Origin of the sequence: Pseudomonas sp. GM_Psu_1 (genome assembly GCF_026544185.1) — a bacterium.
GTDB classification, from domain to species: domain Bacteria; phylum Pseudomonadota; class Gammaproteobacteria; order Pseudomonadales; family Pseudomonadaceae; genus Chryseomonas; species Chryseomonas oryzihabitans.
Window position 1 is genome coordinate 1 of the sequence record NZ_JALNUX010000015.1, and the last position, 25328, is coordinate 25328.

25 protein-coding genes are annotated in these 25328 nt (G+C 67.5%); 6 read left to right on the forward strand and 19 right to left on the reverse strand.

The window, feature by feature from the left end:
* The 3 genes from OXS31_RS20195 to OXS31_RS20205 all read right to left on the reverse strand — a co-directional run.
* A partial coding sequence (locus OXS31_RS20195) for a DedA family protein (protein WP_267401507.1) occupies nt 1-504 on the reverse strand: 504 nt, incomplete at its 3' end.
* Nucleotides 505-513: 9 nt separating this feature from the next.
* Nucleotides 514-1620: a calcium:proton antiporter gene (locus tag OXS31_RS20200; protein ID WP_150339653.1), complete on the reverse strand. Its 1107-nt coding sequence runs from the start codon at nt 1618-1620 to the stop codon at nt 514-516.
* 105 nt (nt 1621-1725) lie between these two features.
* Nucleotides 1726-2826 (reverse strand): acyltransferase, encoded by a 1101-nt coding sequence (locus OXS31_RS20205; RefSeq protein ID WP_267401508.1) that lies wholly within the window; start codon nt 2824-2826, stop codon nt 1726-1728.
* Nucleotides 2827-3054: 228 nt separating this feature from the next.
* Here OXS31_RS20205 and OXS31_RS20210 point away from each other — a divergent pair, with 228 nt between their 5' ends.
* The 3 genes from OXS31_RS20210 (at nt 3055) to OXS31_RS20220 (ending at nt 7385) form a co-directional block, all read left to right on the forward strand.
* On the forward strand, nt 3055-4005 hold the full coding sequence (locus tag OXS31_RS20210) for an adenosine deaminase (protein ID WP_077171511.1): 951 nt from the start codon (nt 3055-3057) through the stop codon (nt 4003-4005).
* Between the two features lie 2 nt (nt 4006-4007).
* Nucleotides 4008-4814 (forward strand): histidinol-phosphatase, encoded by an 807-nt coding sequence (gene hisN, locus OXS31_RS20215; RefSeq protein WP_108582423.1) that lies wholly within the window; start codon nt 4008-4010, stop codon nt 4812-4814.
* Nucleotides 4815-5705: 891 nt separating this feature from the next.
* Nucleotides 5706-7385 (forward strand): hypothetical protein, encoded by a 1680-nt coding sequence (locus tag OXS31_RS20220; protein ID WP_267401509.1) that lies wholly within the window; start codon nt 5706-5708, stop codon nt 7383-7385.
* Between the two features lie 87 nt (nt 7386-7472).
* Here the strand turns inward: OXS31_RS20220 and OXS31_RS20225 are convergent, their stop codons facing one another.
* The 12 genes from OXS31_RS20225 to rutA form a co-directional block, all read right to left on the reverse strand.
* Nucleotides 7473-8165: an isochorismatase family cysteine hydrolase gene (locus OXS31_RS20225; protein WP_267401510.1), complete on the reverse strand. Its 693-nt coding sequence runs from the start codon at nt 8163-8165 to the stop codon at nt 7473-7475.
* Entirely contained in the window at nt 8162-9088 is a 927-nt protein-coding gene (locus OXS31_RS20230) for an ABC transporter permease (RefSeq protein WP_027600937.1), read from the reverse strand. Before OXS31_RS20230 ends, OXS31_RS20225 begins: the two co-directional genes overlap by 4 nt.
* Complete coding sequence (locus OXS31_RS20235; protein ID WP_267401511.1) at nt 9085-10212, reverse strand: ABC transporter permease; 1128 nt, start codon at nt 10210-10212, stop codon at nt 9085-9087. Before OXS31_RS20235 ends, OXS31_RS20230 begins: the two co-directional genes overlap by 4 nt.
* Nucleotides 10205-11719 carry an ABC transporter ATP-binding protein gene (locus tag OXS31_RS20240; RefSeq protein ID WP_267401512.1) on the reverse strand — a complete coding sequence of 505 codons (1515 nt, stop codon included), beginning with the start codon at nt 11717-11719 and terminating at the stop codon, nt 10205-10207. Before OXS31_RS20240 ends, OXS31_RS20235 begins: the two co-directional genes overlap by 8 nt.
* Before the next feature lie 118 nt (nt 11720-11837).
* A complete protein-coding gene (locus OXS31_RS20245) occupies nt 11838-12929 on the reverse strand; it encodes a BMP family ABC transporter substrate-binding protein (protein ID WP_139346904.1) in 1092 nt (363 codons plus the stop codon).
* 20 nt (nt 12930-12949) lie between these two features.
* The gene (locus OXS31_RS20250) at nt 12950-13336 is read right to left on the reverse strand and encodes a VOC family protein (protein WP_027600056.1); all 387 of its coding nucleotides are present in this window, start codon (nt 13334-13336) and stop codon (nt 12950-12952) included.
* Complete coding sequence (locus OXS31_RS20255) at nt 13336-14355, reverse strand: 2-oxoglutarate and iron-dependent oxygenase domain-containing protein (protein ID WP_027600055.1); 1020 nt, start codon at nt 14353-14355, stop codon at nt 13336-13338. Before OXS31_RS20255 ends, OXS31_RS20250 begins: the two co-directional genes overlap by 1 nt.
* A 351-nt stretch (nt 14356-14706) precedes the next feature.
* Entirely contained in the window at nt 14707-15228 is a 522-nt protein-coding gene (locus OXS31_RS20260; protein WP_042138494.1) for a flavin reductase, read from the reverse strand.
* Nucleotides 15229-15232: 4 nt separating this feature from the next.
* Entirely contained in the window at nt 15233-16018 is a 786-nt protein-coding gene (gene rutD, locus OXS31_RS20265) for a pyrimidine utilization protein D (protein WP_267401514.1), read from the reverse strand.
* An 82-nt stretch (nt 16019-16100) separates the two neighbouring features.
* Complete coding sequence (gene rutC / locus OXS31_RS20270) at nt 16101-16484, reverse strand: pyrimidine utilization protein C (protein WP_027600052.1); 384 nt, start codon at nt 16482-16484, stop codon at nt 16101-16103.
* A 6-nt stretch (nt 16485-16490) separates the two neighbouring features.
* Nucleotides 16491-17219, reverse strand: a complete 729-nt coding sequence (rutB, locus tag OXS31_RS20275) for a pyrimidine utilization protein B (protein WP_267401515.1) — start codon at nt 17217-17219, stop codon at nt 16491-16493.
* Entirely contained in the window at nt 17219-18307 is a 1089-nt protein-coding gene (gene rutA / locus OXS31_RS20280; protein ID WP_027600944.1) for a pyrimidine utilization protein A, read from the reverse strand. The genes rutB and rutA overlap by 1 nt, the downstream gene beginning before the upstream one ends.
* Before the next feature lie 342 nt (nt 18308-18649).
* Between rutA and rutR the strand changes: the two genes are divergently transcribed.
* Nucleotides 18650-19336, forward strand: coding sequence for an HTH-type transcriptional regulator RutR (gene rutR / locus OXS31_RS20285; protein WP_042138500.1), 687 nt, complete (start codon nt 18650-18652; stop codon nt 19334-19336).
* Here rutR and OXS31_RS20290 read toward each other — a convergent pair.
* Nucleotides 19333-20238, reverse strand: a complete 906-nt coding sequence (locus OXS31_RS20290; protein ID WP_267401517.1) for an alpha/beta fold hydrolase — start codon at nt 20236-20238, stop codon at nt 19333-19335. The two genes, rutR and OXS31_RS20290, sit on opposite strands and share 4 nt — an antisense overlap.
* A 127-nt stretch (nt 20239-20365) precedes the next feature.
* Here OXS31_RS20290 and OXS31_RS20295 point away from each other — a divergent pair, with 127 nt between their 5' ends.
* Nucleotides 20366-20806, forward strand: coding sequence for a GNAT family N-acetyltransferase (locus tag OXS31_RS20295; protein WP_044342962.1), 441 nt, complete (start codon nt 20366-20368; stop codon nt 20804-20806).
* 9 nt (nt 20807-20815) lie between these two features.
* Nucleotides 20816-21310 carry an ankyrin repeat domain-containing protein gene (locus OXS31_RS20300; protein ID WP_052504161.1) on the forward strand — a complete coding sequence of 165 codons (495 nt, stop codon included), beginning with the start codon at nt 20816-20818 and terminating at the stop codon, nt 21308-21310.
* 5 nt (nt 21311-21315) lie between these two features.
* Here OXS31_RS20300 and eutC read toward each other — a convergent pair whose 3' ends face one another.
* The 3 genes from eutC to eat all read right to left on the reverse strand — a co-directional run bounded on the left by eutC (nt 21316) and on the right by eat (nt 25008).
* Nucleotides 21316-22131, reverse strand: coding sequence for an ethanolamine ammonia-lyase subunit EutC (gene eutC / locus OXS31_RS20305; RefSeq protein WP_144948060.1), 816 nt, complete (start codon nt 22129-22131; stop codon nt 21316-21318).
* A 102-nt stretch (nt 22132-22233) separates the two neighbouring features.
* Nucleotides 22234-23625, reverse strand: a complete 1392-nt coding sequence (locus OXS31_RS20310) for an ethanolamine ammonia-lyase subunit EutB (protein ID WP_169855099.1) — start codon at nt 23623-23625, stop codon at nt 22234-22236.
* Nucleotides 23626-23643: 18 nt separating this feature from the next.
* The gene (gene eat, locus OXS31_RS20315) at nt 23644-25008 is read right to left on the reverse strand and encodes an ethanolamine permease (protein WP_027600043.1); all 1365 of its coding nucleotides are present in this window, start codon (nt 25006-25008) and stop codon (nt 23644-23646) included.
* Nucleotides 25009-25328: the final 320 nt, after the last annotated feature.

A 25328-nucleotide genomic window follows, 5' to 3' on the forward strand; every position in this document is an offset into this window, starting at 1 on the left:
GATCGCCGCTGCGAAGAACCACCGCTTCGACACATGATGCTCGGCGAAGAAGTCGCGCAGGATCTCGCCCACCGCATAGCCGATGCCGGTCATGACGAAGCCCCAGAGCAACGCGCCGATGATGTTGTAGAACAGGAAGCGCCGTGGGCGTACGCCGCTGGCGCCGATCAGCAGCGGGCCGATCAGGCGGAAGCCGTAGGCGAAGCGGATGCCGATGATCCACAGCGCCTCGTGGCGATGGATACGGCTGCGCAGCCAGTCGATGCGTGCCTGCTGGCGCTTGAAACGACCGAGGATGCTGTCGCCGTAGCGCCGCCCGAGAAAGAACAGCGTCTGGTCACCGATGAAGCCGCCCAGGGCCACGCAGACGGCCGTGAGCGGAAACAGCAGATAGCCGTGGCGGGCGGCGATGCCGGCCAGGATGGCCACGCCATCGCCCTCAATCAGGGCGCCCAGCACGGCGGCGCCGTAGCCGTAGTTGCTGATGACCTCGCTGTCGATCATGGCGCGTCCCTAGAGACCGAGGATGGTCAGCATGATGAAGGTACCGAACAGCACGAAGTGGGTCATGCCCTCGATGGCGTTGGTCTCGCCGTCGTTGAGGTTGATGGCGGCGACGATCAGGGTCACGGCCATCATCACCGTCTGCACCGGGGTCATGGCCATCTGGATGGGCTGGCCATTGAACAGGGCGATGGCTTCCACCACCGGTACGGTGAGGATGACGGTGGACAGGCTGGCGCCCAGGGCGATGTTGATCACCGACTGCATGCGATTGGCCATGGCCGCGCGCAGGGCCGTGAGGATCTCCGGACTGGCGGAGATCACCGCCACCACCAGGGCAGGCACCAGGGCCGGCACGGCCAGGCCTTCCAGACCGGTATCCAGCGACTTGGACATCACCTCGGCCAGGGCCCCGGTGGCGACGATGCCGACGATCAGGAGGCCGATGGACAGCGCCGAGCTGCTCTCGCCATGGCCGCCTGCCTCGCCCTGCCCTTCCACGGCCGGGCGCTTGCGCTTCTTCTCTGGGTAGCTGTAGCTGAAGAAGTAGCTGTGTGGACCGGTCTGCATGCGCAGGAACAGCGCATAGAGCAGCGCCATGGCGCCGATGGTGAAGAAGGAATAGACGTGCCACTGGGCCGTGGGGATGAATTCCGGCACCAGCATGGAAATGCTCACCGCGGTCATGATCATCACGCCGTAGCTGCGGCTGGAGTCGTCGTTGTAGGGCTGCTCGCCGTGCTTGAGGCCGCCGAGCAGTGCCGCGAGACCGATGATGCCGTTCATGTCCAGCATCACCGCGGCGTAGATGGTGTCGCGGGCCAGGGTCGGCGAGTGGTCGTGGCTCATCATGATCGCCAGGATGATCACCTCCACCAGCACGGCGGAAAGGGTCAGGATCATGGTGCCGTAGGGATCGCCGACCTTTTCCGCCAGCAATTCGGCGTGGTGGGCGACGCGCATGGCCGCGCAGATGATGGCGGCGATCAGGCCGCCGGCGACGACCAGCGCCAGGGTCTGGCCACCGCCGAGCAGCGCGTGTTCGAACACATAGGCCAGCACCGTGGCACCGATGGCGACCAGCAGCAGGGTTTCGTCTTTGAGGGCGGCGAGCATGGAAAAGGCGTCCTTGGTTGAGCAATGCCTTGTTACGACCGCCATAGACGGCAAAACGCTCGCACCTCGATACGCCTCTGCCCTGCTCCCCCGCGCGGCGGCCCCTCAGCCGACCCGGGCGCGCGGCGCCAGACGCCTCCACACCGCCTTGGTGCCGGTGGCGCAGACCTGGCGATAGCCCAGGGCGTGACGCTCGACCAGGTACCAGGACACCACCGCCAGCGGCAGGGTGATGCCGATGGAAAGGATCACCATGGTCCAGGCCTCGATGCCGGGGATCACCGCCGCCAGGGTCTGCTGCACCGGAAAGGAGTAGATGTACAGACCATAGGAATAGTCGCCCACCTCGTTGAAGGCGCGGATGCGCCCGGCCGGCACGAAGGCGAGATAGAGCAGCACGTAGCCCAGCACCAGGTTATAGACCAGAAAGAAGCTGTCACGGTCGGGCATGGCCACCGCCAGCAGCGCTACGGCGGCGACGAAGAGCGCGCGCGACAGTGGGATGTAGGCGCGCAGCACATAGAAGGCGCCACCGAGAAAGAACATCTGGAACAGCCGCAGCAGATGGGATTCGCTGGCGAAGAAGTAGTGGGCGAACAGCTTGAACAGGGCGGCGCCCACGGCGAACAGCAGGATGGCGCGCTGGAAGTGGCGACTGTCCAGGCGCAGCCAGAGCACGGCCAGCCAGAGCAGCGCCAGGGCGCCGTACATGCCTACCTCGAAGGGCAGCGTCCACAGCGAGCCATTGACGATGGCCTGCAGCGGATTGCCTTCGAACAGCCCGGGCAGGTCGAACTCGGCGCCGGCGATCAGGCCGGTGTTCTTGAACAGATAGAACCAGGTCTGGGGATCGCTCAGATAATCCTGCAGGGGCGCCCGGGTCAGCCAGGCGCCGAGGCCGAGCACCGTCAGCACCAGCATCACCAGCAGCCCAGGTACCACCCGCAGGGCGCGACCCCAGACGAAATCGATGATGTCGGCCCGGCTGAGCAGGCTCTTGGTGACCAGGAAACCGCTGGTGATGAAGAAGATGTCGACCGCGATGTCGCCCAGGGTCATGCCCAGGCTCTCGCGTCCGGGCTCCGCCGTGGGGGTGCCACTGGAGATGGCGAAGCTGTGGCTGAAGACCACGGCGAGCGCCGCAATCATGCGAATCAGATTGAGATTGTTGTTCTTGCCGCCAACATGATCCTGAACGGTCTGCACGGATACCTCACGCGTGGTGTTTGGAGCCATGCGTCCCGATTGTAGTCAGATCCAGACCCGATGCAGGCGTTATGGCCTTTTGCTGGCCCAAAGCGTGGAATGCTGGGAATTTCTGACCGACGAAGCCACCGTACATCGGTCAGCGGGAACCCGGATGGCTGCGGAAAACCGGGCAAAGCGTGCGACAATCGTCCATCTTTTCCTGATTCAAGCTATCCCGAGGATCCCATGTACGACTGGCTCAACGCCCTGCCCAAGGCCGAACTGCACCTGCACCTGGAAGGCACCCTGGAGCCCGAGTTGCTGTTCAAGCTGGCCGAGCGCCATGGCGTCGCCCTGCCCTGGGGTGATGTCGAAGCCCTGCGCGCCGCCTACAACTTCGGCAATCTGCAGGAATTCCTCGACCTCTATTACGCCGGTGCCGACGTGCTGCGCACCGAGCAGGACTTCTACGACCTGACCTGGGCCTATCTGCTCAAGTGCAAGGAACAGAACGTCATCCACACCGAACCCTTCTTCGATCCCCAGACCCACACCGATCGCGGCATTCCCTTCGAGGTGGTGGTGCGCGGCATCACCCAGGCGCTGGCCGATGGGGAAAAGCAGCTGGGCGTGACCAGCGGGCTGATCCTGAGCTTTCTGCGGCACCTGTCCGAGGACGCCGCCCAGGCCACCCTGGATCAGGCGCTGCCGTTCCGCGACCACTTCGTCGCCGTCGGCCTGGACAGCTCGGAAAAGGGGCATCCGCCGAGCAAGTTCAAGCGCGTCTTCGCCCGTGCCCGCGCCGAAGGCTTTCCGGCCGTCGCCCACGCCGGCGAGGAAGGTCCGCCGGAGTACATCTGGGAAGCCCTCGACCAACTCGGCGTGGTGCGGATCGACCACGGCGTGCGCGCCTTCGAGGACGAGCGCCTGATGGCTCGCCTGGTCGACCAGCAGATCCCGCTCACCGTCTGCCCGCTGTCCAACACCAAGCTCTGCGTGTTCGACGACATGAGCCAGCACACCATCCTCAAGATGCTCGACCGCGGCCTCAAGGTCACCGTCAACTCCGACGACCCGGCCTACTTCGGCGGCTACGTCACCGAGAACTTCATGGCCCTGCACGAAGGCCTGGGCATGACCCAGGAGCAGGCCCGGCGCCTGGCGCAGAACAGCCTCGACGCCCGCCTGGTGAAATGAGCATGAGCCTGACCGCTGCCGAGATTTCCTACTACGAACGCTTCGCCGAGCGCCTGGCCGATGCCGCCGCCGTGGCCATCCAGCCCTACTTCCGCGCCCAGCTGGCGGTGGACGACAAGGGCGACGCGGCCGTCGCCGGGCGTCGCTACGACCCGGTGACCATCGCCGACAAGGCCGCCGAACGGGCCATGCGCGAACTCATCCAGGCCGAGCACCCGGATCACGGCATCCTCGGCGAGGAAGAGGAAAACGTCGCCGGCAGCAGCCCCCTGAGCTGGGTGCTCGACCCCATCGACGGCACCCGCGCCTTCATCACCGGCCTGCCGCTGTGGGGCACCCTGGTGGCGCTCAACGACGGCAGCCGCCCGGTGATTGGGGTGATGAACCAGCCCTTCACCGGCGAACGCTACCTGGGCACCCCGGCCGGCGCCTGGCGCAACGGCGCGGCCCTGCGCACCCGTCCCTGCGCCAGCCTGGCCCAGGCCCGGCTGATGTGCACCAGCCGCGATATCTTCGACACCCCCGAGCGCCTGGCCGCCTTCGACGCCGTGGCGGCCGAGGTACAGCTGGCCCGCTTCGGCGGCGACTGCTACGCCTACTGCATGCTGGCCTCGGGCTTCGTCGACGTCATCATCGAGGCGGGCCTGCAGCCCTACGACGTCCAGGCACTGATCCCCATCATCGAAGGCGCCGGCGGCCGCATGACCGCCTGGGACGGCGGCGATGCCCAGCAGGGCGGCGCCATCCTCGCCTGCGGTGATCCGAAGTTGCATGCGCTGTTGGTGGAGCGGTTGCAGCACCTGGCCTGAGGCTTGGTAGATGGATTCGTAGGTTGGGTTGAGCGGAGCGAAGCCCAACACGGAGTCTGCCGTGATGTCTTGGCTTATCAGTGCCCTATTTGCTTATCGAGTGCTCGGATGGCTTTTGTTTCGCCCCCTCGGGCGAGTCACTTTTGCCAGTCGCGGCTGCGCGCCCCGGACAAAAGTATGCAAAAACGCATGCCTCACGTTCGGCCCTTCGCTCCGGCGGCGCTCTAGGGGCACGGCACGAAGGGGTGTCCTGCCTCGCACCTCCCTCCGCAACACCTGCACTCGGCCTCACTGACGGGGACGGGAGGCCAGCCTGAGACTACGGTGTTTACAGGCAAAGTCAGAGCGATTCGTAGCGTGGAAAACCGCGCAGCGTTTTCCACTGAGGGAGTAAGGCCTATCGCGTGGACAAGGCTGCGCCGTTGTCCACCCTACCGGTTTGCACCCAAGGCATCAGGCTAGCGAATCGCCCCGTTCAGGAGGGCGAACGCCAGTGTCGTGAAGTGGGGCGAGCCGCATGGATGCGGCGAGAGGTCCAGTGGGCCATGGACGGCCCATCTGGACCGACCCCGGAACGGCGCTGGCGTGAGCGCACCCGAAGCGAAGCGGAGGGCCGGATGCCCGGGGCAAGCGTTTTTGCTTACTTTTTTGCGGGGCGCGCAGCCGCGACTGAAAAAAGTGAGTCGCCCGGGTGGGCGAAACAAAAACCTTCAAAGCGCTCGATAACCAGCCCTGGCACCAATACCAGCAATCGCGGCCATGGGCCGCTCCTACAGGCCCAATCCAAGCCTGTAGGAGCGGCCCATGGCCGCGATCGCCCCCCGCTAACCTCTTAAGCCCCCTCTAAGCCAACTCCCGTATACCGGCAGGATTCCGCCAAGAGTCCCTGCCGTGCTCCCCTCCTCTTCCACCGCCTCCCCCAGAGCCGCACAGCTGGAGCGGGCCTTGCTGCTCGGCTGCCTGGCCGCCTACCTGCTCGCCGGCCTGTTCGGTCGTGGTCTGTGGAAGGCCGACGAACCCTATTCCTTCGGCATGGTGTGGAATTTCCTCACCACCCCGGACTGGCTGGTGCCCCGAGTCGGCACCGCGCCCTTCATGGAAAAGCCGCCGCTGATGTACTGGACAGGCGCCTTGACCGCGCGACTGGCCACGCCCTGGCTGAGTGCGCCCGACGGCGCACGGCTGGCGGTGCTGGGCTGGATGCTGGTGACCCTGGCCGCCCTCGCCTGGCTGACCCAGAGGCTGCTGCCCGGCCGCCGGCGCGAGGCCGTGCTCGCCCTGCTGGGCATGCTCGGGGTGGTGCAGCACAGTCATCTGCTGATCGCCGACGTGCCGCAACTGGCCGGCGCCACCCTGGGCCTTGCCGGGCTGGCCGCGCAGCTGCACGACAACCGCCATCCCTGGCGCCGTGGCCTACTGTTCGGCAGCGGCCTGGGCATCGCCTTCATGAGCAAGGGCCTGCTGGTCCCCGGGGTGCTGGGCCTCACCGGGCTGCTTTGTGCGCTCTGCTGGCCGCGGCGGCTGGTCGAGCCGGAAGGACGGCACTGGCTGCTCGCCGCCAGCCTGGCCGCCCTGCCCTGGCTGCTGGTCTGGCCGGCGCTGCTCTGGCACCGGTCGCCGGAGCTGTTCCATACCTGGCTGTGGACCAACAACATCGGCCGCTTCTTCGGCCTGGAGGCGCGCAACAGCGATACCGATGGCCTGGCCTCCAGCCTGGCGGATCTGCTGGCGCTGTCCTTTCCCACCGGGCTGATCCTGCTGGGCGCCACGCTCTGGCAGCTGTATCGCCGCGGCGGCAGCCCGCTGAAGCGCCTGGGTCGGCATCCGGGACTGGCCACGGTGGTGCTCTATGCCATCGTCTGCCTGGCGGTCCTGCTCAAGTCGGCGGTGTTCCGCAGCCTCTATCTGCTGCCGCTGTTTCCGGCCCTGGCACTGCTGGCGGCGCGGCTGCAGCCTCCGCCCGCGCTCGCCGCCCTCGGGCGCACCCTCGGCCTGGCCTTCTGGACGCCGATCATCGTCTTGCTGACCTTGGGCGGTTTCGGCCTGGCGCTGGGCTGGCCGCTACCCTGGCCAGCGCTGGTCCGGGACCATCTGCCGCTCGCTGAACGACTGCCGGTCGGCCTGCTGGCCTGGACCCTCGCCGCGCTGGCGTTGCTCGGCTGGGGCCTGGCACTAGGACTGCACAGACGCCTGGCACCCGGCAGTCTCTGGTTCGTCGGCCTCACCGTGAGCTGGAGTCTGGCCAACAGCCTCTGGCTGCCCTGGGTCGACCTGGGCAACAGCTATGCCCGGCCCTTCACCGAGTTGCAGCGGGTGCTGCCACGGACGGATTGCGTGGCCAGCTACGGCCTGGGCGAGTCGGAGCGTTCCATGCTGCACGTCTACGGCGGCTACCCCCCATTGGAGCTGACCGCGCTGCGACAGGTGCCCTGCCAGGTGCTGGTGGTGCAGGACGAATGGCACGAAGCCGTGGCGGTACCGCCGGGCTGGCAGCTGCTCTGGCAGGGCGCCCGCCCCGGCAATCTCAAGGAGCGCTTCCGCGCCTTCACGGTGTCGCCGAGGGTGCCCTGAGGTGTTGGATACTCAAGCCAACCTACGGCGGCTCCCCGCGCAGGTTGGGTCGAGACGGCTCCATCGTCTAAGCCCAACGGACCGCGATCAGGAGCCGCTGCCAGCACCCCAGGCCGCGAGCAGATCCTGGGATTCCATCACCAGTCCGAGGTGCAGGGAGACCATGCTCAGCGCCGCGCGCTCCAGGCTTTCATCGGTCCCTCGCACCAGGTCGCGCAGGACGATGACGCGATAGGTGCGGTTGCTGGCATCGAAGGCGGTGTTGAGCACGCAGCAGTCGGTGAAGCCGCCAACCAGCACCACGGTGGTGATGCGCTGGTTGCGCAGCAGGAAGTCCAGGTCGGTGGGATAGAAGGCCGACAGCCGCCGCTTGTTTTCCACCCGCAGATCCTCGGGCAGCACCTCGGTCAGCAACTCGGTCCAGGGCGAGCCTTCCACGGCATGGGCGTCGGCATTGGGAATCGGCCCGACGTGCAGCGGAAAGGTCCGTCGCCAGGCCGCGGGAATGCCGCCCAGGTCGTCGGTGCCATTGGCGCGCAGTACCGACTTCACATGGACGATGCGCACGCCCAGGGCGCGGGCCTGGCGGTGGAAGGTATCCACCGGCGCCACCAGGTCGCGGGCGCGTGGCGCCGGGCAGGGGCAATCCGGCGAGGCGTCCAGGTGGCCGCGGTGCAGATCGATGGACAGCACCGCCGTGGTGCTCGGGTCCAGGTAATCGGCGAAGTCCGTCCGCGCCAGCAGCCGGGGTTCCTCATAGACGAAAACACGCAGGTTCATCGACGCTCCTCACGGACATAGGCTTCGCCCAGGGCGCCGGGTTGGCTCAGGCGGTCACGCCCGGCCAGGGCGACCCAGATCATCACGCCCAGGGTGACGGCATAGGGCGCCATCAGGATGAAGTATTGCGACAGCCGCACCCCGGCGGCGGCCAGTTGCGGAATCAGCGCCTCGATGCAGCCGAACAGCAATGCCCCGGCCAGGGCGCGCCAGGGCGACCAGCGGGCGAAGATCACCAGGGCCACGGCGATCCAGCCACGGCCGCCGGTCATCTCGGCGATCCACAGCTTGGTGCTGAGCACGGCGATGTAGCCGCCGGCGAGACCCACCAGCGCCGCGCCGGCGAGGATCGCCAGCAGTCGATAGCCGGCCACCGAGAGACCGGCGGCATCGGCCGCCTGGGGATTCTCGCCCACCGCCCGCAGGCGCAGGCCGGGGGTGGTGCGTTCGAGCCAGGCGATGACGGCGAGAAAGATCAACGGAGTCAGGTAGACCAGCAGGTTCTGCTGGAATAGACGCCCCACCAGCGGCAGCTCCGACAGCGGCCAGAGCGCCAGCGCCGGCAGGCCGGCCACTGGCTGGTTGGTCCAGCCCCAGAGGGTACCGAGCAGGCCGGTGAGGCCCTGGCAGAAGAACACCAGGGTCAGGCCGGCGATCACCTGGTTGATGCGCAGCCAGATCACCATGACCGCGAACAGCAGCGAGACCAGCGCCGCCGCGCCCATGGCCGCCAGCAGCGCCAGGCCGGCATTGCCCAGGGCCAGTTGCGCGCCGATGCCGAACAGCGCGCCGACCAGCATCAGGCCCTCGGCATGCAGGGCCAGCACCCCGGATCTTTCCGTGAGGATCAGCCCCAGCGCCGCCAGGGCGTAGGGTATGGCGAAGTCGGGGACGTTACCCAGCCAGCTGGCGAGCAGGTTCAAGCGGCACCTCCCTGGCTGCGTCTGAGCCGATGGCGGATGAAGAAATCCGAGGACGCCACGCAGATGACGATCAGCGCCTGGATCAGCTGCACCATGGCGAAGGGGATCTGGTAGAACACCTGCAGATTGCGCCCGGCGACGAACAGGGTCGCCACCAGGAAGGCCACCACGGCGGCGGCCAGGGGGTTGTTGCGCGCCAGGAAGGCGATGAGGATCCCGGAGAAGCCATAGCCCTGGTAGAAGGACTGGGTCAGCCGCCCCTCCTGCCCGGCCGCCACCACGAAGCCGGCCAACCCGGCCAGGGCGCCGGAGGCCAGCACCGTGGCGAGGATGGTGGTGCGCACCGGCACCCCCACGGCGCCGGCCACCCGCGGATTGGCGTCGACGAATCTCAGGTAGAGCCCGGCCCGGCTCAGGGCCACGAACCACCAGGCCAGCACCGCCACCAGCAGCGCCAGGGGCACCGCCAGACTCAGCCCGGGCAGCAACTCCGGCAGCCGCTCGAATGGGCGGAACAGCGGCGAATAGGGAAAGGCGTCGCGCGGGTCCTTCCAGGGACCGAACACCAGGTGCAGCAGGAAGTTGGCGGCGATGTAGTTGAGCATCAGCGAGGCGATGATCTCGTTCACCCCTAGGCGCAGCTTGAGCAGCAAGGACGCCAGCGCCCAGAGCAGACCGCCGAGCAGCGCCGCCACCAGCATAAGCGGCAGGCGCAGGGCCTCCGGACCGATCTCGAACAGCGACACCGCCGTGGCGCCGATGGCCCCCCAGATCATCTGGCCTTCCAGGCCCAGGTTCCAGAAGCGCGCGCGAAAGGCCAGGCAGCCGGCCAGACCGACCAGGATCACCGGCGCGGCCTGGAACAGGGTGGCCTGCAGACTCTGGGCATCGAACAGGGTGGCGACCACGAATTCGTTGAGCAACTCGCCGGCCGGCACCCCGGCCAGGACCAGGATCGCAGCCGACAGGCCCAGGCCCAAGAGCAGCGCCAGGCCGAGGATCAGCGCCTGCCAGGGCCAGGCCAGCTGCTGGCGGATCTCCAGGGTGTAGCGCCGGCTGAACAGCGGTTGCCGTGGTCGCGGGCCATCGACCGGGGAAAGCGGAGCACTCAGGGGTTCAAGCATGATTCACCATGGCATGGCCGATCGCCTGGCGATCGGCGGGTCGCTGGAATTCGGCGACGAGGCGTCCGGCGCTCATCACCCCGATGCGATCGGCGAGGGCCAGCACCTCGTCCAGGTCTTCGCTGATCAGCAACACCGCGGCGCCGGCCTCGCGGGCAGCCAGCAGCCGTGCCTGCACCTCGGCACCGGCACGCACGTCGAGGCCACGGCTGGGGCTGTGGGCCAGCACCAGCCGCGGTTCGCGGCCGAACTCCCGGGCGATCACCAGCTTCTGGGCGTTGCCGCCGGAGAGCAGCGCCGCCTTCTGCCGCACCGAGCGCACGCCCTGGACATCGAATTGCGCCACCGCCGACTGGGTCGCCGCTTCCTGGGCGCGTCTATTCAGGCGGGCGAAGCCGCCGAAGCGACCGCTGTGCACCGCGCCGATGGCGAAGTTGTCGGCCACCGACAGGGAGCCGGCCAGGGCACTGCCATAGCGGTCGGCGGGAATGGCAGCGATGCGCAGGTCGCGGCGGCGGGCGCTGGCAGCCGCGGCCAGATCGCCGAAGCCCTCCAGCCGCACCTCGCCTTCGTAGGGCTGCGGCAGGCCCATCAGCACATCGGCCAGTTCGCCCTGGCCGTTGCCGCCAACGCCGGCGATGCCATAGATCTCGCCAGCGCGCAGTTCCAGGTCGATACCGTCGAGGGCGCGGCGCCCGCCGCGTTCCGGGGTGCGCAGGCCGCGCACCCTGAGCAGCGGTGCCCCGGCAGCACGGCGCGGGGTATCGGCCAGCGGCTGGGCGTCCCCCACGGTAAGGCGTACCAGTTCGTCCACCGACACCTCGGCGGGGTCCAGGCTGCGCAGGGTGCGACCGCCGCGCATCACCGTGAGGCGGTCGGCGTAGGTCAGGGCGTCCTGCATGCGATGGGTCACCAGCACCACCGCTGCGCCCTCCGCCGCCAGGGCGCGCAGGGTCTGCAACAGCCGCTCGCCTTCGCCATCGGTAAGCACCGCGGTGGGTTCGTCGAGGATGAGGATGCGCGCCCCGGCCAGTAGCACCTTGAGGATTTCCACCCGCTGCTGCTCGGCGATGGACAGGTCCGCCACCCGCTGCTCCGGGCGGATGGCAAAGCCCAGGGCGGCGGCCTGCTGGCGGATGCGCTCGCTGATCTCGGCCAGGCGCCGGCGATGGCTACCCTCCCCCGCAGGCAGGCCGAGCAGGACGTTCTCCGCCACGCTGAAGGGGCGCACCAGCTTGAAGTGCTGGTGGACCATGCCGATGTGCAAGCGAGCGGCGTCCGCCGGACCGCGTAGCCGCACCAGGTTGTCGTCCACCAGGAGCTCACCGCTCTCCGGCGCATAGAGGCCGGCGGCGATGTTCATCAGCGTCGACTTGCCTGCGCCGTTCTCGCCGAGCAGCGCATGCACCTCGCCCCAGCGCACCAGGAAATCCGCCTGCTGCAGCGCCTGGAAGCCATCGAAGGTCTTGCCGACGCCACGCAGTTGCAGGGCGTTGTGTCTTTTCATGCTGGTCGGCCTTTGTCCAGGGATAGCCTCCGTGGAAAACGCTGCGCGGTTTTCCACCCTACTCAGGCGTCAGCTCCGGTGCCGGGCCTCGAGAGGCCCGGCACCCAGGGGTGAACCGCTACTTCTGCGTCGTCACGCCCTGGACGAACCAGTCCATCTGCCACAGCGCCGGGTCGGACAGCACCTGGCCGGCGGGGACGCGCTCCTTGCCGTCGCGATCATTCAGAGGACCGGCGTAGATCTGCTTGCCCTTGAGCAGGGCCTCGCGCTCGGCCAGGATCTTCTCCTGGGCCGCCTTGGGCACGGCATCGCCGAAGCCGGCGATGTCGGTGCCGCCGTCGGCCATGGACACCAGGGCACCGTTGGGCGCGGGTTTCCAGTGGCCGGCGATCACGCGCTTGAGCTCGGGCACCAGGAAGCGATCCCAGACCCACACCGAGGAACAGAGGGTGGCCTTGGGCGCGAACTGGCGCATGTCGCGGTGGTGGCCGGTGCCATAGACGCCGCGCTCCTGGGCGACGATCTGCGGCGTGGGGGTGTCCACGTGCTGGCCGATGACATCGGCGCCCTGGTCGATCAGGGCAGCGGCCGCGGCGCGCTCCTTGACCGGATCGTTCCAGCTGCCGGTATAGATCACCGTGAGGGTGGCGTTGGGATTCATCTGCCGGGCGCCCAGCTCGTAGGCGTTGATGGTCCAGTTCACCACGCCGAAGGGATTGGCCGCGACGAAGCCCAGCTTGCCGGTCTTGGAGGCCGCGCCCGCGGCCATGCCGCAGAGGTACTGGCTCTCGTAGGTACGACCGTAGAAGGATTCCAGGTTGCGCCCGTTGGTGGTGCCCGAGGCGTTGAGGAAGGCCACCTCGGGATACTGCTCGGCCAGTTGCTTGAAGGTGTCGGAATAGCCGAAGGCGGTGCCGATGACGATGTTGGCGCCGCGCTTGATGAAGCGCTCGGCCGCCGGGCGGATGGCCGAGGCGGTCTCCGGCACGTTTTCCACGAACTGGATCTTCAGGCCCAGTTCCTTCTCGATCTTGACCCGCGCCTCGTCCATGGCCTGGGTCCAGCCGCCGTCGTTCTTGGCGGTGAAATACAGCATGGCGATCTTCGGCTCGCCCTTGAGGGTGAAGCCCTCGTCGTCCGCCCGTGCCACGCTGCCCAGCCCTACCAGCAACAGCACGCACGCCACTCTTCCCAGCCATCTGCTCAGCATCGTCTCGTCCTTAGTCTTGTCTACAACATGTGGTTGATACGGAACACGTTGCCTTCCGGGTCCAGCAGCACCGCCTGGTACCAGTGGTAGTAGGTTTCGTAGGGCGCCTTCAGCAGCCGGGCGCCAGCGGCCTCGGCCACCGGCACCAGCCGGTCCACCTCGGCGCGGCTGTCCACCTCCAGGTTGAGCAGGAAGCGGCAGCCTTCACTGCCGGCGAATTCGCCCAGCCCCAGCAGTTCATAGGCTTCCGGCGCATTGAAGCCGATGGCGGTCTTGCCGGTGTCCAGGCCGCGAAAGATCGGCGAGCGGATCGCCTCGATCTCCGGGAAGCCGAACACCCGCTGGTAGAAGCCGCTCAGGGCCACCACGTCCTGGGCGAAGACGTTGACGTAGGAAAGACTCGGCATCAGGCCACCCGCACGCCGGTCTGGGTACCGCCAAAGGTCGTCTGCTTGACGAACTTGGATCTCAGGTGGTCGCCCGAGGTGATGGGCGCATGGCGCGGCGGCGTGCCGGGCGTGGCGCAACCGGGCAGGCATTCGATGAGGGTGTCGTAGTTGGGCTGATGGAAGAACACCAGGGACTGGCGGCGGGTGTCGCAACCGGCATCCGCCGGTGGATTCACCACCCGGTGCAGGGTCGAGACCCAGCGGTCGTTGGTCCACTGCATCATCAGGTCGCCGATGTTGACCACGAAGCTGCCTGGCACCTTGGGCACGTCCACCCACTCGCCGTCGGCATTGCGCACCTGCAGGCCGCCCGGAGCGTCGTCGGGACGGACGATGGTCAGGCTGCCGTAGTCGGTATGGGCACCGGCGCGCAGCTGGCCAGGCAGCGCCGCTTCCTTCTGGTGGGGATAGCAGAGGGTGCGGAACATGCTGATGTGGCGATCGATGCGGCTGTCGAAGTAGGTCTCCGGCAAGTCCAGCCCCAGGGCGAAGAGCCGCATCAGGGTGCGCGCCAGATCGCTCATGGCGGCGAAATACTCGGCATAGGCCTGGCGAAAGCCGGGAATGGCCGCGGGCCAGACATTGGGCGCGAAGTGCGGCCCGGCTTCGGGACCGCGGTAGTAGGCCGTCTCCGGGACATCCAGCGGCCCGATGGAAAAGGATTCCTTGAGATCTCCCGGCGCCGCCTCCTCCAGGCTGTAGGACAGGCTTTCCTCGGCCACTGCGCTGTAGCCGCGTACCTGATCCGGGCGCGGTCGATCGGCCTTGCGTTTCTCGGCCAGCGGCAGGTCGAAGAAGGCCCGCGACAGGCGCGAGACGCGCTCGACCAATTCGTCGGGCACCTGGTGGTGGGTGATGACCAGAAAGCCGATGTCGCGGCAGGCCTGGTCGACGGCCTTGGCCACCGCCTGCTTGCCGGCGGTCGAGCCTGCGAAATAGGGGGCCAGATCGATGATGGGAACACTGGACAGCGGCATGACGGACCTCACGAGTGGGACGGAAGGAGACAGCGCGACGCACGTTCACCGGGCAGGACGGCAGCAGTGAAATTGCAACCGTTGTGCCATCTTTGGACCATTTGGTAAAAACTATAAAAGCCAATCAAAACAGCGGGTTGAGGGAGATACTCAGGATCCGCTGCTGGTGCGCTGCACCTCGAACGGTCAGCGTGCACCGGGGTGGCGCCTGGGGTGCGGTCAGGGCTGACAGGGAAGGCTTTGGGGTGCTGGATCGGCTTGGCGGTGTCGGGCTTCGCTGCGCTCAACCCAACCTACGGCGGTCATGGGTTGGGTTGAGACGGCTCCCTCGTCGAAGCCCGACAGCCCCCACTAGGCCAGCTCGTGATAACGCCGGTCGAAGTACAGCAATCCGCCTTCGCCACCCGGCTCGGCCACCCCCAGCACCTCGCAGAGCAACAGGTCGTGGCTGCCTACCGACTGCACCCCGGCGATGCGGCAATCGCAGGCCACCAGGGCGCCGTCCAGCACCGGCGCACCGGTGGCGAGGCGGGTCCAGCGCGCCGCGGCGAAGCGTTCGGCCATGGCGGTCTTGCCGCCGAAGAGGTTGGCCAGCGCCTGCTGGCCGGCGGCCAGGACGTTGACGCAGAGCACGCCGTTGGCGCTGAAGGCCGGATGCACCGAGGCGCCGCGGTTGAGGCAGACCAGCAGGGTCGCCGGGCTGTCGCTGACGCTGCATACGGCGGTGGCGGTAAAGCCGGCCGGGCCGGCCGGACCATCGGTGGTGACCAGATTGACCGCGGCGCCCAGGCGCGCCATGGCCCCACGGAAGAGGTCGCGTTCGACCGGGGCGGCGGGCGTCGTGGCAGGCGGCAAGGCATGGGCAACGGACATGGCGCTATTCCTCGGAAGATTGGCTGAGATAGTCGAGCACCACCCGGTCGAAAGTGGCGGGGTCGGTGACGCTGGAGGCATGGCCGCCCCACTCCAGCAATTCGAAGCTGGCCCGGGGCAGGCCCGTGGCCAGGCGCTGGGACGAGGTCCAGGGCACCAGCACATCGTCGCGGTTGGCCAGCACCAGGGTCGGCACCTCGATCCGCGCCAGTTCGGCGTCCACGTCGAAAGCCAGCAGGGCACCGATGCGCCGCAGGACATTGGCCTCGCCGGGGAAGTGCGCCAGGGCATGGGCTTCGTCGGCGGCCAGGCGCTCGCCGTGTTCGGCGATCCAGGTGGCCGGATAGAGAAAGATCGCCTGGGCCTGGACATAGGCCGCGGCGCCGCTGTCGCGCAGCAGCCGTTGACGCAGGGCGAAGCAGCGCCCGGTGTGCGGATTGGGCCGGCTCCAGGCATTGACCAGCACCTGGCGGCGGATCAGGCCCGGGCGCAGCAGGTTGGCCTGCAGGCCCACCAGGCCACCCAGCGCATGGCCCATGAACAGACAGCGGTCGAGTTCCAGGCGATCGGCCAGCGCCAGCAGGTCCTCCGCCATATGCTGGATGCGGTAGTCCGCCGGCAATTCGGCCGGGCTCCTGCCGGTGCCGGTCTGGTCATAGACCACCACCCGGAATCTTTCGCCGAGGGCCGCCAGTTGCGGCGCCCAGAAGGCCCCGGCGCCACCCAGCCCGGAGCTGAGCAGCAGGGTCTCGGCCGCCGGATCCTGGCGGCCATGGAGTTCGAAGTGCATGGGCGGTCCTTGAAGGTTGGGTGGTTGAGGCTTCCCTCACCCCAGCCCTCTCCCAGGGGAGAGGGGCTAGACGGAGCGCGGCCTAGCCGACATGGGCGATGCTGGCGATCTCGATCAGGGCGTCGGGCTTCACCAGGCCGCACTGGATGCAGTAGCGCGCCGGCTTCTCGCCGGGAAAGAATTCGGCGTACACCGCATTGATGGCGGCGTAGTTCGCCCAGTCGGTGAGCATGATCATGTTGAAGGTGACGTCGGCCATGGTGCCGCCGGCCGCCTCCACCACGCCCTGGATGGTGGTGAGCACATGGCGTGCCTGGGCCGCGGCGTCGCCGACGTGGACCACGTTGTTCTGGGCATCGAACGGCAGAGTGCCGGAGACATAGAGCACCCCATCGGCCAGGCTGCCAGGCACGAAGGGGGCGATGGGGGTACCGGTACCGGCGGGGATCACGGCTTGCTTGGGCATGGTGGCTCAGTCCTTGGCGAAGGTGGTGTGGAAATCGGCGCAGCTGGCGACCCAGCCGAAGAAGGTCTCGATGTTGAACAGCGCGGCGTCGTGGGCCGAACGGGGCCCGGCCTGGTGGCAGGCGTCGTGCAGACAGACGCCGAAGTATTCGAGGAAGAAGCCATCCCTCAGGGTCGACTCCACGCAGACGTTGGTGGCGACGCCGACGAACACCAGGTTGCGGATGCCACGGGCGCGCAGCAGGCTGTCCAGGTGGGTGTTGTAGAAGCCGCTGTAGCGGGTCTTGGGCACCACCAGGTCGGCGGCCGCCGGCTGCAGCCGATCCACCAGGGCATAGTCCCAGCCACCCTTGGCCAGCAGCTGCCCCTGCAATTCGGGTCGCTTGCGCATGGTCTTGAGGGCGTTGGACTTGTGCCAGTTGGGCGAACCCGGCCCGCCCGCCTCGCGATACTCCGGATCCCAGCCATTCTGGAACCAGACCACCTGAATGCCCGCGCCACGGGCGGTCTCCACCACGGCGGCGACGTTCTCGATCACCGGGCCGGTGGCGGAGACGTCGAAGCCGGCCAGATCCAGATAGCCGCCCTGGCTGGCATAGGCGTTCTGCATGTCCACCACGATCAGGGCGGTCTCGCTGGCCTTGAGCCGCAGCGGTTCGGGACGCGCCGGCAGCGTCACGGCTTCGGCTTCGTCGGCAGGCAGGGCATAGCCCGCCAGGGTTTCCACAGCGTTCATCAGGCACTCTCCTTGAGCAGATCGACGTGACGGCGGCTCTGCATCAGCGGCTGGATGCGCTCGCCGAAGTCGGTCACGCCCTGGACGAAGTCATCGAAGGTCAGCAGCACCCCGCTGGCCCCGGGTACCTCGGCGATCTCGTCGAGCATCCGCGCCACGCTGGCGAAGGAGCCCACCAGGGTGCCCATGTTGATGTTCACCGCCGAGGTCGGATCGGCCATCTGCCGCACATTGGTGTCGCTGCCGGACTTGGTGTCGGCGGCCGCCTGGGCGCCCAGCCAGGCGATGGCCTCCTCGTCGGCACCGGCCTTGTAGTGCTCCCACTTGGCGCGAGCGGCCTCGTCGGTCTCGGCGGCGATGATCATGAACAGGGCGATGGAGGAGACCTCGCGCCCGGTCTTGGCGGTGGCCGCCTGCAGCCGCTCCACCGCCGGGGCGAAGGCCTTGGGCGTGTTGACGCCCTTGCCGAAGACGAAGCTGTAGTCGGCGTGTTCGGCGGCGAAGGCCAGGCCGGCATCGCTCGCCCCGGCGCAGACGATCTCCATGGGTGCCTGGGGCTGCGGACTGACCCGGCAGTCTTCCATGCGGAAGTGCGCGCCCTGGAAGTCCGACTGGCCGGTGCCCCAGAGATCGCGCAGCACCTGGGCGTATTCACCGAGGTATTGATAGCGACTGGCGAAGAACTCATCGCCTGGCCAGAGCCCCATCTGGCTGTATTCGGGCTTTTGCCAGCCGGTGACCAGGTTGACGCCGAAGCGGCCACCGGAAATGCAGTCGATGGTGGCGGCCATGCGCGCGACGATGGCCGGCGGCAGGGTCAGGGTCGCGGCGGTGGCGAACAGCTTGATGCGCGAGGTCACCGCCGCCAGCCCGGCCATGAGGGTGAAGGACTCCAGGTTGTGGTCCCAGAATTCGGTCTTACCGCCGAAGCCGCGCAGCTTGATCATCGACAGGGCGAAGTCGAAGCCGTAGTGCTCGGCGCGCTGCACGATCTCGCGATTCAGCTCGAAGGTGGGCCGGTACTGGGGCGCGTTTTCCGACAGCAGCCAGCCGTTGTTGCCGATGGGAATGAAGACACCGATGTTCATCGCTCGCACTCTCCCGCAGTCAGGAATCGAAGCGCATCCAGATGCGCCGTTGCTGCAGGATCGGAGCAGAAAGCTTGCCAAGTCTTGAAAGTTCAAGCCAATCAAACACTTGGGGTCTATTCGAGAATAAAGCTGGACCATTTGGTCCAGATTAGAGCACCTAGTTTGTGCAAGGCGCCCGAATCCGGGGCATGCAGGCTGGCGCGTCATGCTAGAGTTCGGAGACCGGCGCGATACCCTTCGGGGTCCGCCGATGATTCGTCACCAGGACGGTGCGAAGCTCAACGACCGCGCCTGCAGCCGGCCCGCGTCAGATGTCCAAGAAGGCCCAAGGAGCAGTTCGTGAGTCAGGCCAGTGATCTTCCGCCACGCAAGTCCCGCCAACCCAGCCCTGCCGCCCAGCAACGCCGGCAGCGCCAGATAGAAGCCAAGCGCGCCCAGATCCTCAGCGCGGCGCTCGATATCTTTTCCCGCTTCGGTCTGCACGGCGCCAGTCTGGATCAGGTGGCGCTGCAGGCGGACGTCTCCAAGACCAACCTGCTCTACTATTTCAGCAACAAGGAAGAGCTCTATGTCGCCGTGCTGCGTCAGCTGCTGGCGACCTGGCTGAATCCCCTGCGCACCTTCAGCGAAGACCAGGAACCCCTCGACGCCCTGCGCGGCTATCTGCGCCAGAAGCTGGAGATGTCCCGCGACTATCCCGCCGAGTCCCGGCTGTTCTGCCTGGAGATGGTCCAGGGCGCACCGCTGCTGCTGCCCGAATTGCAGGGCAGCCTGCACGACCTGATGGACGAGAAGACCCGGGTGATCCGCACCTGGATCGCCGCCGGCAAGCTGGCGCCGGTGGATCCACACCACCTGATCTTCAGCATCTGGGCCATCACCCAGCACTATGCGGATTTCCGGGTGCAGGTGCAGACCCTGTGCGGCCGCTCGCTGAAGGATCCGCTGTTCTTCGACGAGGTCCTGCAGGGCCTGGAGACGCTGATCATCGACGGACTCAGGCCCCGCGCCGGCGGCCCGGCCTAGGCCGCCAGGAAGAACTCGGCGAACAACTCGCTGAGCCTCGGCCAGAGCGGTGCCGGCAGGTCATGGGCCATGTCCGGTATCAGCTCGAAGCGGGCGCCGGGAATGGCCCGCGCCACGGCGCGACCACAGGCCGGACGCAGCAAGGGATCCCGCGCGCCGTGCACCACCAGGGTCGGCGCCTGGATGCGGCGGGCGAAGGGCCGCAGATCGCCGCTGCCGAGCAGGGCGAACAACTGCCGCTGCACCCCCTCCACATCCACCCCGCGCGCCAGGATGCGCTGCACCAGTCGTTCCAGATCGGCGTCGCTTTGGCGATACCTCGGACTCTCGATACCGCGCAGCAGGGCCTTCTGCCGGGTGAGCGCCGCCTCCGCCGGCAGATCGGCCGGCGGCCGCAGCAGCAGGCTGCCCAGCAGCTTGAACGAGGGCGGCGGCAACAGCGGCTGATTGGTCGACGAGAACAGGATGCCCAGCCGCGCGACCCGCTGAGGCCATTGGGCGGCGAGGATCTGGGCGATCATGCCGCCCATGGAACCGCCCAGTACGAAGGCGCGCTCCAGCCCCAGGTGATCGAGCAGCCCGACCGCATCGGCGGCCATGGCTTCCAGGCGATAGGGCACCGCGCTGGGCTTGCCCAGTTGCGCCCGCCCCAGCACCGGCCATAGTGAAGGCGGCCGTCCACCCGGCCAGCTCAGCCGCGAGGACTGGCCGACGTCGCGATTGTCGAAACGAATCACCCGCAGGCCCCGGCGCACCAGGGCCTCGCAGAAGCCTTCCGGCCAGAGCAGCAACTGGGCGCCAAAGCCCATGATCAGCAGCAGCGCCGGATCGGCGGGATCGCCCCAGTCCTCATAGGCCAGCTCGAGGGCGCCGACCCGGGCGCGACCTTCACGTATGTCCATGGCTCCCTCGCGAAATGGCTAAAGGGCCATGCTACCCCAAGGTCGTACCCGCGAAAGCGGCAGAACCGGGCGGTCACGCAGCGCTGCTGCGCTATGCTCGGACAGACCTCTTCCAGAGACCTTCGCCATGTCCGCAGCGCCCCTGGTTTACCACCTGACCGACGAAGCACGCGAAGACCTGCGCCAGGCCATCGCCGCGCCGCTGAGGCGCTACAACGACAGCCAGGCGGGCCCGAGCGGTTACCGGGCCCTGGTCATCAGCCTGACCCGTGGCGGCGAAGCCCTCGGCGGCCTCTGGGGCTACACCAGCTATGGCTGGCTCTATGTGCAGTTGCTGGCGGTGGAGGAAGCCGCCCGCGGCCAGGGCGCCGGCCGCGAGTTGCTGTTGCGCGCCGAGGCCGAGGCGCTGGTCCGCGGTTGCCACGGCGCCTGGCTCGACACCCACGAATTCCAGGCCCGCGGCTTCTACGAACGCCTGGGCTACGAGGTGTTCGGCGAACTGGCGGACTATCCGCCGGGCTTTGCGCGGTATTTCTTGCGCAAGGCGCTGGGCCGATCGGCCGATTAGCGAGGGACCATGCGCGCTTTCCTGTTTCAAACGCTGGGTCTGGTAACGCTGCTGGCGCTGGCCGGCAATAGTCAGGCCGACCCTGGCATCAAGGTGATCGATGAGCGTGGCTGCCTGCTAGGCCTCACCACGGGCGGGCAAACTCGGACTCAGCCAACGCTGGACTTTGTCGGTGCCCACTACGATGAGCCAGGGATACGTCGGGAAGTACTCTTGCAGATGACGCAGACTGCCCTGGCCGCCGGCTGCCCGGCCGATGAGCCGGTCGATACCGGCGGCCTGACGCCACTCAACGTCGCTATCCTCTTCAATCGGCCGGACCTGGTCGCGCTGCTGTTGCGCTACGGTGCCGATCCAGAGCGGCGTATCAGACGTCCAGGCCGGGCATCGGACGGTTGGAATTCCTATCAGCTGCAGGCCTTTCTGAAACAGAAACGGCCCCTCGATCGCAGTGCCATCGACCGCCTGCTGGAAGAGCACCGTCACAGCAGCGCGCGTCCCTGAACCCGCTACGACGCCGTCAGGAAATTCCCCACCCGCGCATTTTCTTCGCCACCTTCCAGCAGCGGCACCTCGGCTTCGTCCTTGAGTTGCACGCCGGAGAGCTTGCGGCGATCCGCTTCGCGCATCAGGTAGAGCAGCTTGTGCGCCGCCAGGCCATAGGCCAGGCCCTCCAGGCGCACGTTGGAGATGCAGTTGCGATAGGCGTCGTTGAGGCCCGGGCGCGGGCCGTAGGTGAAGTAGAGGCCGAGGCTGTCGGGCGAACTCAGACCGGGGCGCTCGCCGATCAGCATCACCAGCAGACGCGCCTTGAGCAGCCCGCCGATCTCGTCGCCGACCGCCACCCGCCCCTGTTCCACCAGGGTCACCGGCGCCCAGCGCCAGCCCTCGGCCCCGGCCTGATCGGCCAGGCGCTCCAGGAACGGCAGCGCATGGCGATGCACCGCCAGGGCCGAGAGGCCGTCGGCGATGACCACGGCGACGTCGAAGCCCTCGGGATGCTCGGCGGCATAGGCCTGTAACTCACGCGCGGATTCCTCGGACAGCTTGCGGCCCAGGTCGGGACGTTGCAGATAGGTATGGCGATCCGGCGCGGCGCTCTTGAGTACCAGGGTCTCGCGCCCCTGGGCAGCCAGGCCTTCGCGCAAGGCCTGATGATCGAAAGCCAGGTGCACCGCATCGCGGGCCTGGGCATGGGCGGCCTGGAAGTCCAGCTGGGCCGACGTCGGCAGGCTGGTCCCAGCACGGCCGAGGGCGATGCGCGCCGGGGTCAGGCGCCGCAATTCGGCCCAGGGGTCGGGGCGGGCGGTGTCGTTGGGGTTCATGAGCGACTCCTGAACGATTCGGTATCTAAGCTATCGCGGCCATGGGCCGCTCCTACGGGTACAGAGGGAGTTTGTAGGAGCGGCCCATGGCCGCGATCCTCCCTACAACTGCGCCAGCGCCCGCTGGAATGGCGCTGGCAAGCCTTCGCCAAGGCGGAAGCGGCCGTCCTCCAGCCGCAGGATGCCCAGCCGGTCGAGCCAGGCGGCGAATTCCGGGGCCGGCTGCAGGCCCAGCACCTGGCGGGCGTAGAGGGCGTCGTGGAAGGAGGTGGTCTGGTAGTTGAGCATCACGTCGTCCGACCCCGGGATGCCCATGATGAAGTTGATGCCCGCCGCGCCCAGCAGGGTCAGCAGCATGTCCATGTCGTCCTGGTCGGCCTCGGCATGGTTGGTGTAGCAGATGTCGCAGCCCATGGGCACGCCGAGCAGCTTGCCGCAGAAGTGATCCTCCAGCCCGGCGCGGATGATCTGCTTGCCGTTGTAGAGGTACTCCGGGCCGATGAAGCCGACCACGGTGTTGACCAGCAGCGGCTTGAATTGCCGCGCCACGGCGTAGGCGCGCACCTCGCAGGTCTGCTGGTCGACGCCGTGGTGGGCGCCGGCGGAGAGGGCGCTGCCCTGCCCCGTCTCGAAATACATGAGGTTGTCGCCCAGGGTGCCGCGGCGTTGCGACAGTCCGGCATCAAAGCCTTCCTGCAACAGCGCCAGGCTGATGCCGAAGCTTTCGTTGGCGCCCTGGGTGCCGGCGATGGACTGGAACACCAGGTCCACCGGCGCACCCCGCTCAATGGCGGCGATGCTGGTGGTGACGTGGGTCAGCACGCAGGACTGGGTGGGTATTTCGTAGCGCTGGATCACGGCGTCGAGCATCTTCAGCAGTTCGCAGATGCCGCTGGTGCTGTCGGTGGCCGGATTAATGCCGATCACCGCATCGCCGTTGCCATAGAGCAGGCCGTCGAGGACGCTGGCGGCGATGCCGGCCGGATCGTCGGTGGGGTGATTGGGCTGCAGCCGGGTCGACAGCCGTCCACGCAGGCCGATGGTGTTGCGAAAGCGGGTCACCACCCGGACCTTTTGCGCCACCAGGATCAGGTCCTGGATACGCATGATCTTGGACACCGCGGCGACCATCTCCGGGGTCAGCCCCGGGGCCAGGGCGGCAAGACTCGTCTCGTCGGCCGCCGGCCCCAGCAGCCAGTCGCGGAAGCCGCCCACGGTGAGGTGGGCGACCGGGGCGAAGGCCTGGGCATCGTGGCTATCCAGGATCAGCCGGGTGACCTCGTCGGCTTCGTAGGGGATCACCGCCTCGCTGAGAAAGTGCTTGAGCGGCACCTCGGCCAGCGCCATCTGCGCCGCCACCCGCTCCACGTCGCTGCCGGCGGCGACCCCGGCCAGGACATCCCCGGAACGCGCCGGGGTGGCCTTGGCCAGCAGTTCCTTGAGATCGGCGAAGCGCCAGGTCTGGCCACCCACGCTGTGCTGGAAACCGCTCATGCTACCTCCTCGGGTTGCTCAGGCCTCGCCAAAGGCGGCATCGGGCGCGATGTCGCTCTGTCTACGGCTGAGACCGCAGACCAGCGCGCCTATCACCATCAGCACCACGAAGACGCTGGCGATCACCGGGTTGTACCAGACCATGGCGATCAGGCAGACCACCGCCAGCACCAGGGCGATGGCCGGCACCACCGGATAGCCGGGGGCGCGGAAGGTGCGCTCCAGGTTGGGCTCGCTGCGCCGCAGTTTGAACAGGCTGAGCATGCTCATGATGTACATGACGATGGCGCCGAACACGCTCATGGTGATCATGGCGGCGGTCAGGGTCAGGCCCTGCAGGCTGATCACGCCGTCGCTGAAGATGGCGGCGATGCCCACCACGCCACCGGCCAGCACCGCGCGGTGCGGGGTCTGGAAGCGCGACAGCTTGGCCAGGCCATGGGGCAGGAAGCCGGCGCGGGCCAGGGCGAAGAACTGCCGGGAATAGCCGAGGATGATGCCGTGGAAGCTGGCCACCAGGCCGAACAGGCCGATGCCCACCAGCAGGTGCAGCCACATCGAGCCCTCGCCTACCACGCCCTTCATGGCCTGGGGCAGCGGATCGTTGATGTTGGACAGGGCGCGCCAGTCACCCACGCCGCCGGCAAAGATCATCACGCCGATGGCCAGGGTCACCAGGGTGAGGATGCCGGCGATGTAGGCCTTGGGAATGGTCCGCTTGGGGTCCTTGGCTTCCTCGGCGGCCATGGCCGCGCCCTCGATGGCGAGAAAGAACCAGATGGCGAAGGGAATGGCGGCGAACATGCCGCCCACCGCGGCCAGGGAGAACTGGTCCTGCCCGGCCCAGCCGCCGCTGGTGAAGTTGGTCAGGCTGAAGCCCGGCGCTACTACCCCCATGAAGATCAGCAGCTCGATCACCGCCAGCACCGTGACCACCAGCTCGAAGGTGGCGGCGATGCTCACCCCGAGGATGTTCAGGGTCATGAAGATGAAATAGGCCGCCACCGCGCAGAGCTTGGGATCGAGGGTGGGAAACTGCACGTTGAGGTAGGCGCCGATGGCCATGGCGATGGCCGGCGGGGCGAAGACGAACTCGATCAGGGTGGCGATGCCGGCGATGGTGCCGCCCATGGGGCCGAAGGCGCGCCGGCTGTAAGCGAAGGGTCCGCCGGCGTGGGGAATGGCGGTGGTGAGCTCGGTGAAGCTGAAGATGAAGCAGGTATACATCACCGCCACCACCAGCGCGGTGATCAGAAAGCCCAGGGTCCCGGCGACGCCCCAGCCGTAGCTCCAGCCAAAGTATTCCCCGGAGATCACCAGCCCCACGGCGATGCCCCAGAGGTGCAGGGTGCCGAGGGTCGGCTTGAGTTTCTCGTTGGTCATGACAGGCCACTCCCCTTGTAGCGACGTGATCCGAATGGGTCACCGCGATCCCGCGATGCCCGGCTTTTTCGAGCTTAAACAGCTGGGGGCCGTGGCGACTTGACCGCTCGGCACGGTCGCTGTGACCTCGGGTCAAGTCGGCGTTACCCCTCTTCCCAGGGTGCTACCCGAGACCGCACCACCCTGGTGCGATGCCCGACCGCCCGCCCCGCGATGAGGCACGTCAAGGCGCCCAATAGCGTGAAGCCCTCGGCGTTCCAGCCCCGATGGAGGACCGCTTTCCGCCCCGGGGCACAGCCTTTGCTTCATTCATGCCGATC

Bases quoted from the DNA above. Each gene is read 5' to 3' on its own strand.
- rutA (WP_027600944.1), bottom strand. From the start codon at position 18,307: ATGAACATCGGTGTCTTCATTCCCATCGGCAACAACGGCTGGCTGCTG.
- eutC (WP_144948060.1), bottom strand. From the start codon at position 22,131: ATGAACCCCAACGACACCGCCCGCCCCGACCCCTGGGCCGAATTGCGG.
- OXS31_RS20240 (WP_267401512.1), bottom strand. From the start codon at position 11,719: ATGAAAAGACACAACGCCCTGCAACTGCGTGGCGTCGGCAAGACCTTC.
- OXS31_RS20310 (WP_169855099.1), bottom strand. From the start codon at position 23,625: ATGAGCGGTTTCCAGCACAGCGTGGGTGGCCAGACCTGGCGCTTCGCC.
- OXS31_RS20300 (WP_052504161.1), top strand. From the start codon at position 20,816: ATGCGCGCTTTCCTGTTTCAAACGCTGGGTCTGGTAACGCTGCTGGCG.
- rutD (WP_267401514.1), bottom strand. From the start codon at position 16,018: ATGCACTTCGAACTCCATGGCCGCCAGGATCCGGCGGCCGAGACCCTG.
- OXS31_RS20290 (WP_267401517.1), bottom strand. From the start codon at position 20,238: ATGGACATACGTGAAGGTCGCGCCCGGGTCGGCGCCCTCGAGCTGGCC.
- rutB (WP_267401515.1), bottom strand. From the start codon at position 17,219: ATGAACGCTGTGGAAACCCTGGCGGGCTATGCCCTGCCTGCCGACGAA.
- OXS31_RS20235 (WP_267401511.1), bottom strand. From the start codon at position 10,212: ATGCTTGAACCCCTGAGTGCTCCGCTTTCCCCGGTCGATGGCCCGCGA.
- OXS31_RS20250 (WP_027600056.1), bottom strand. From the start codon at position 13,336: ATGCCGAGTCTTTCCTACGTCAACGTCTTCGCCCAGGACGTGGTGGCC.
- rutC (WP_027600052.1), bottom strand. From the start codon at position 16,484: ATGCCCAAGCAAGCCGTGATCCCCGCCGGTACCGGTACCCCCATCGCC.
- OXS31_RS20295 (WP_044342962.1), top strand. From the start codon at position 20,366: ATGTCCGCAGCGCCCCTGGTTTACCACCTGACCGACGAAGCACGCGAA.
- hisN (WP_108582423.1), top strand. From the start codon at position 4,008: ATGAGCCTGACCGCTGCCGAGATTTCCTACTACGAACGCTTCGCCGAG.
- eat (WP_027600043.1), bottom strand. From the start codon at position 25,008: ATGACCAACGAGAAACTCAAGCCGACCCTCGGCACCCTGCACCTCTGG.
- OXS31_RS20225 (WP_267401510.1), bottom strand. From the start codon at position 8,165: ATGAACCTGCGTGTTTTCGTCTATGAGGAACCCCGGCTGCTGGCGCGG.
- OXS31_RS20260 (WP_042138494.1), bottom strand. From the start codon at position 15,228: ATGTCCGTTGCCCATGCCTTGCCGCCTGCCACGACGCCCGCCGCCCCG.
- OXS31_RS20210 (WP_077171511.1), top strand. From the start codon at position 3,055: ATGTACGACTGGCTCAACGCCCTGCCCAAGGCCGAACTGCACCTGCAC.
- OXS31_RS20255 (WP_027600055.1), bottom strand. From the start codon at position 14,355: ATGCCGCTGTCCAGTGTTCCCATCATCGATCTGGCCCCCTATTTCGCA.
- OXS31_RS20245 (WP_139346904.1), bottom strand. From the start codon at position 12,929: ATGCTGAGCAGATGGCTGGGAAGAGTGGCGTGCGTGCTGTTGCTGGTA.
- OXS31_RS20200 (WP_150339653.1), bottom strand. From the start codon at position 1,620: ATGCTCGCCGCCCTCAAAGACGAAACCCTGCTGCTGGTCGCCATCGGT.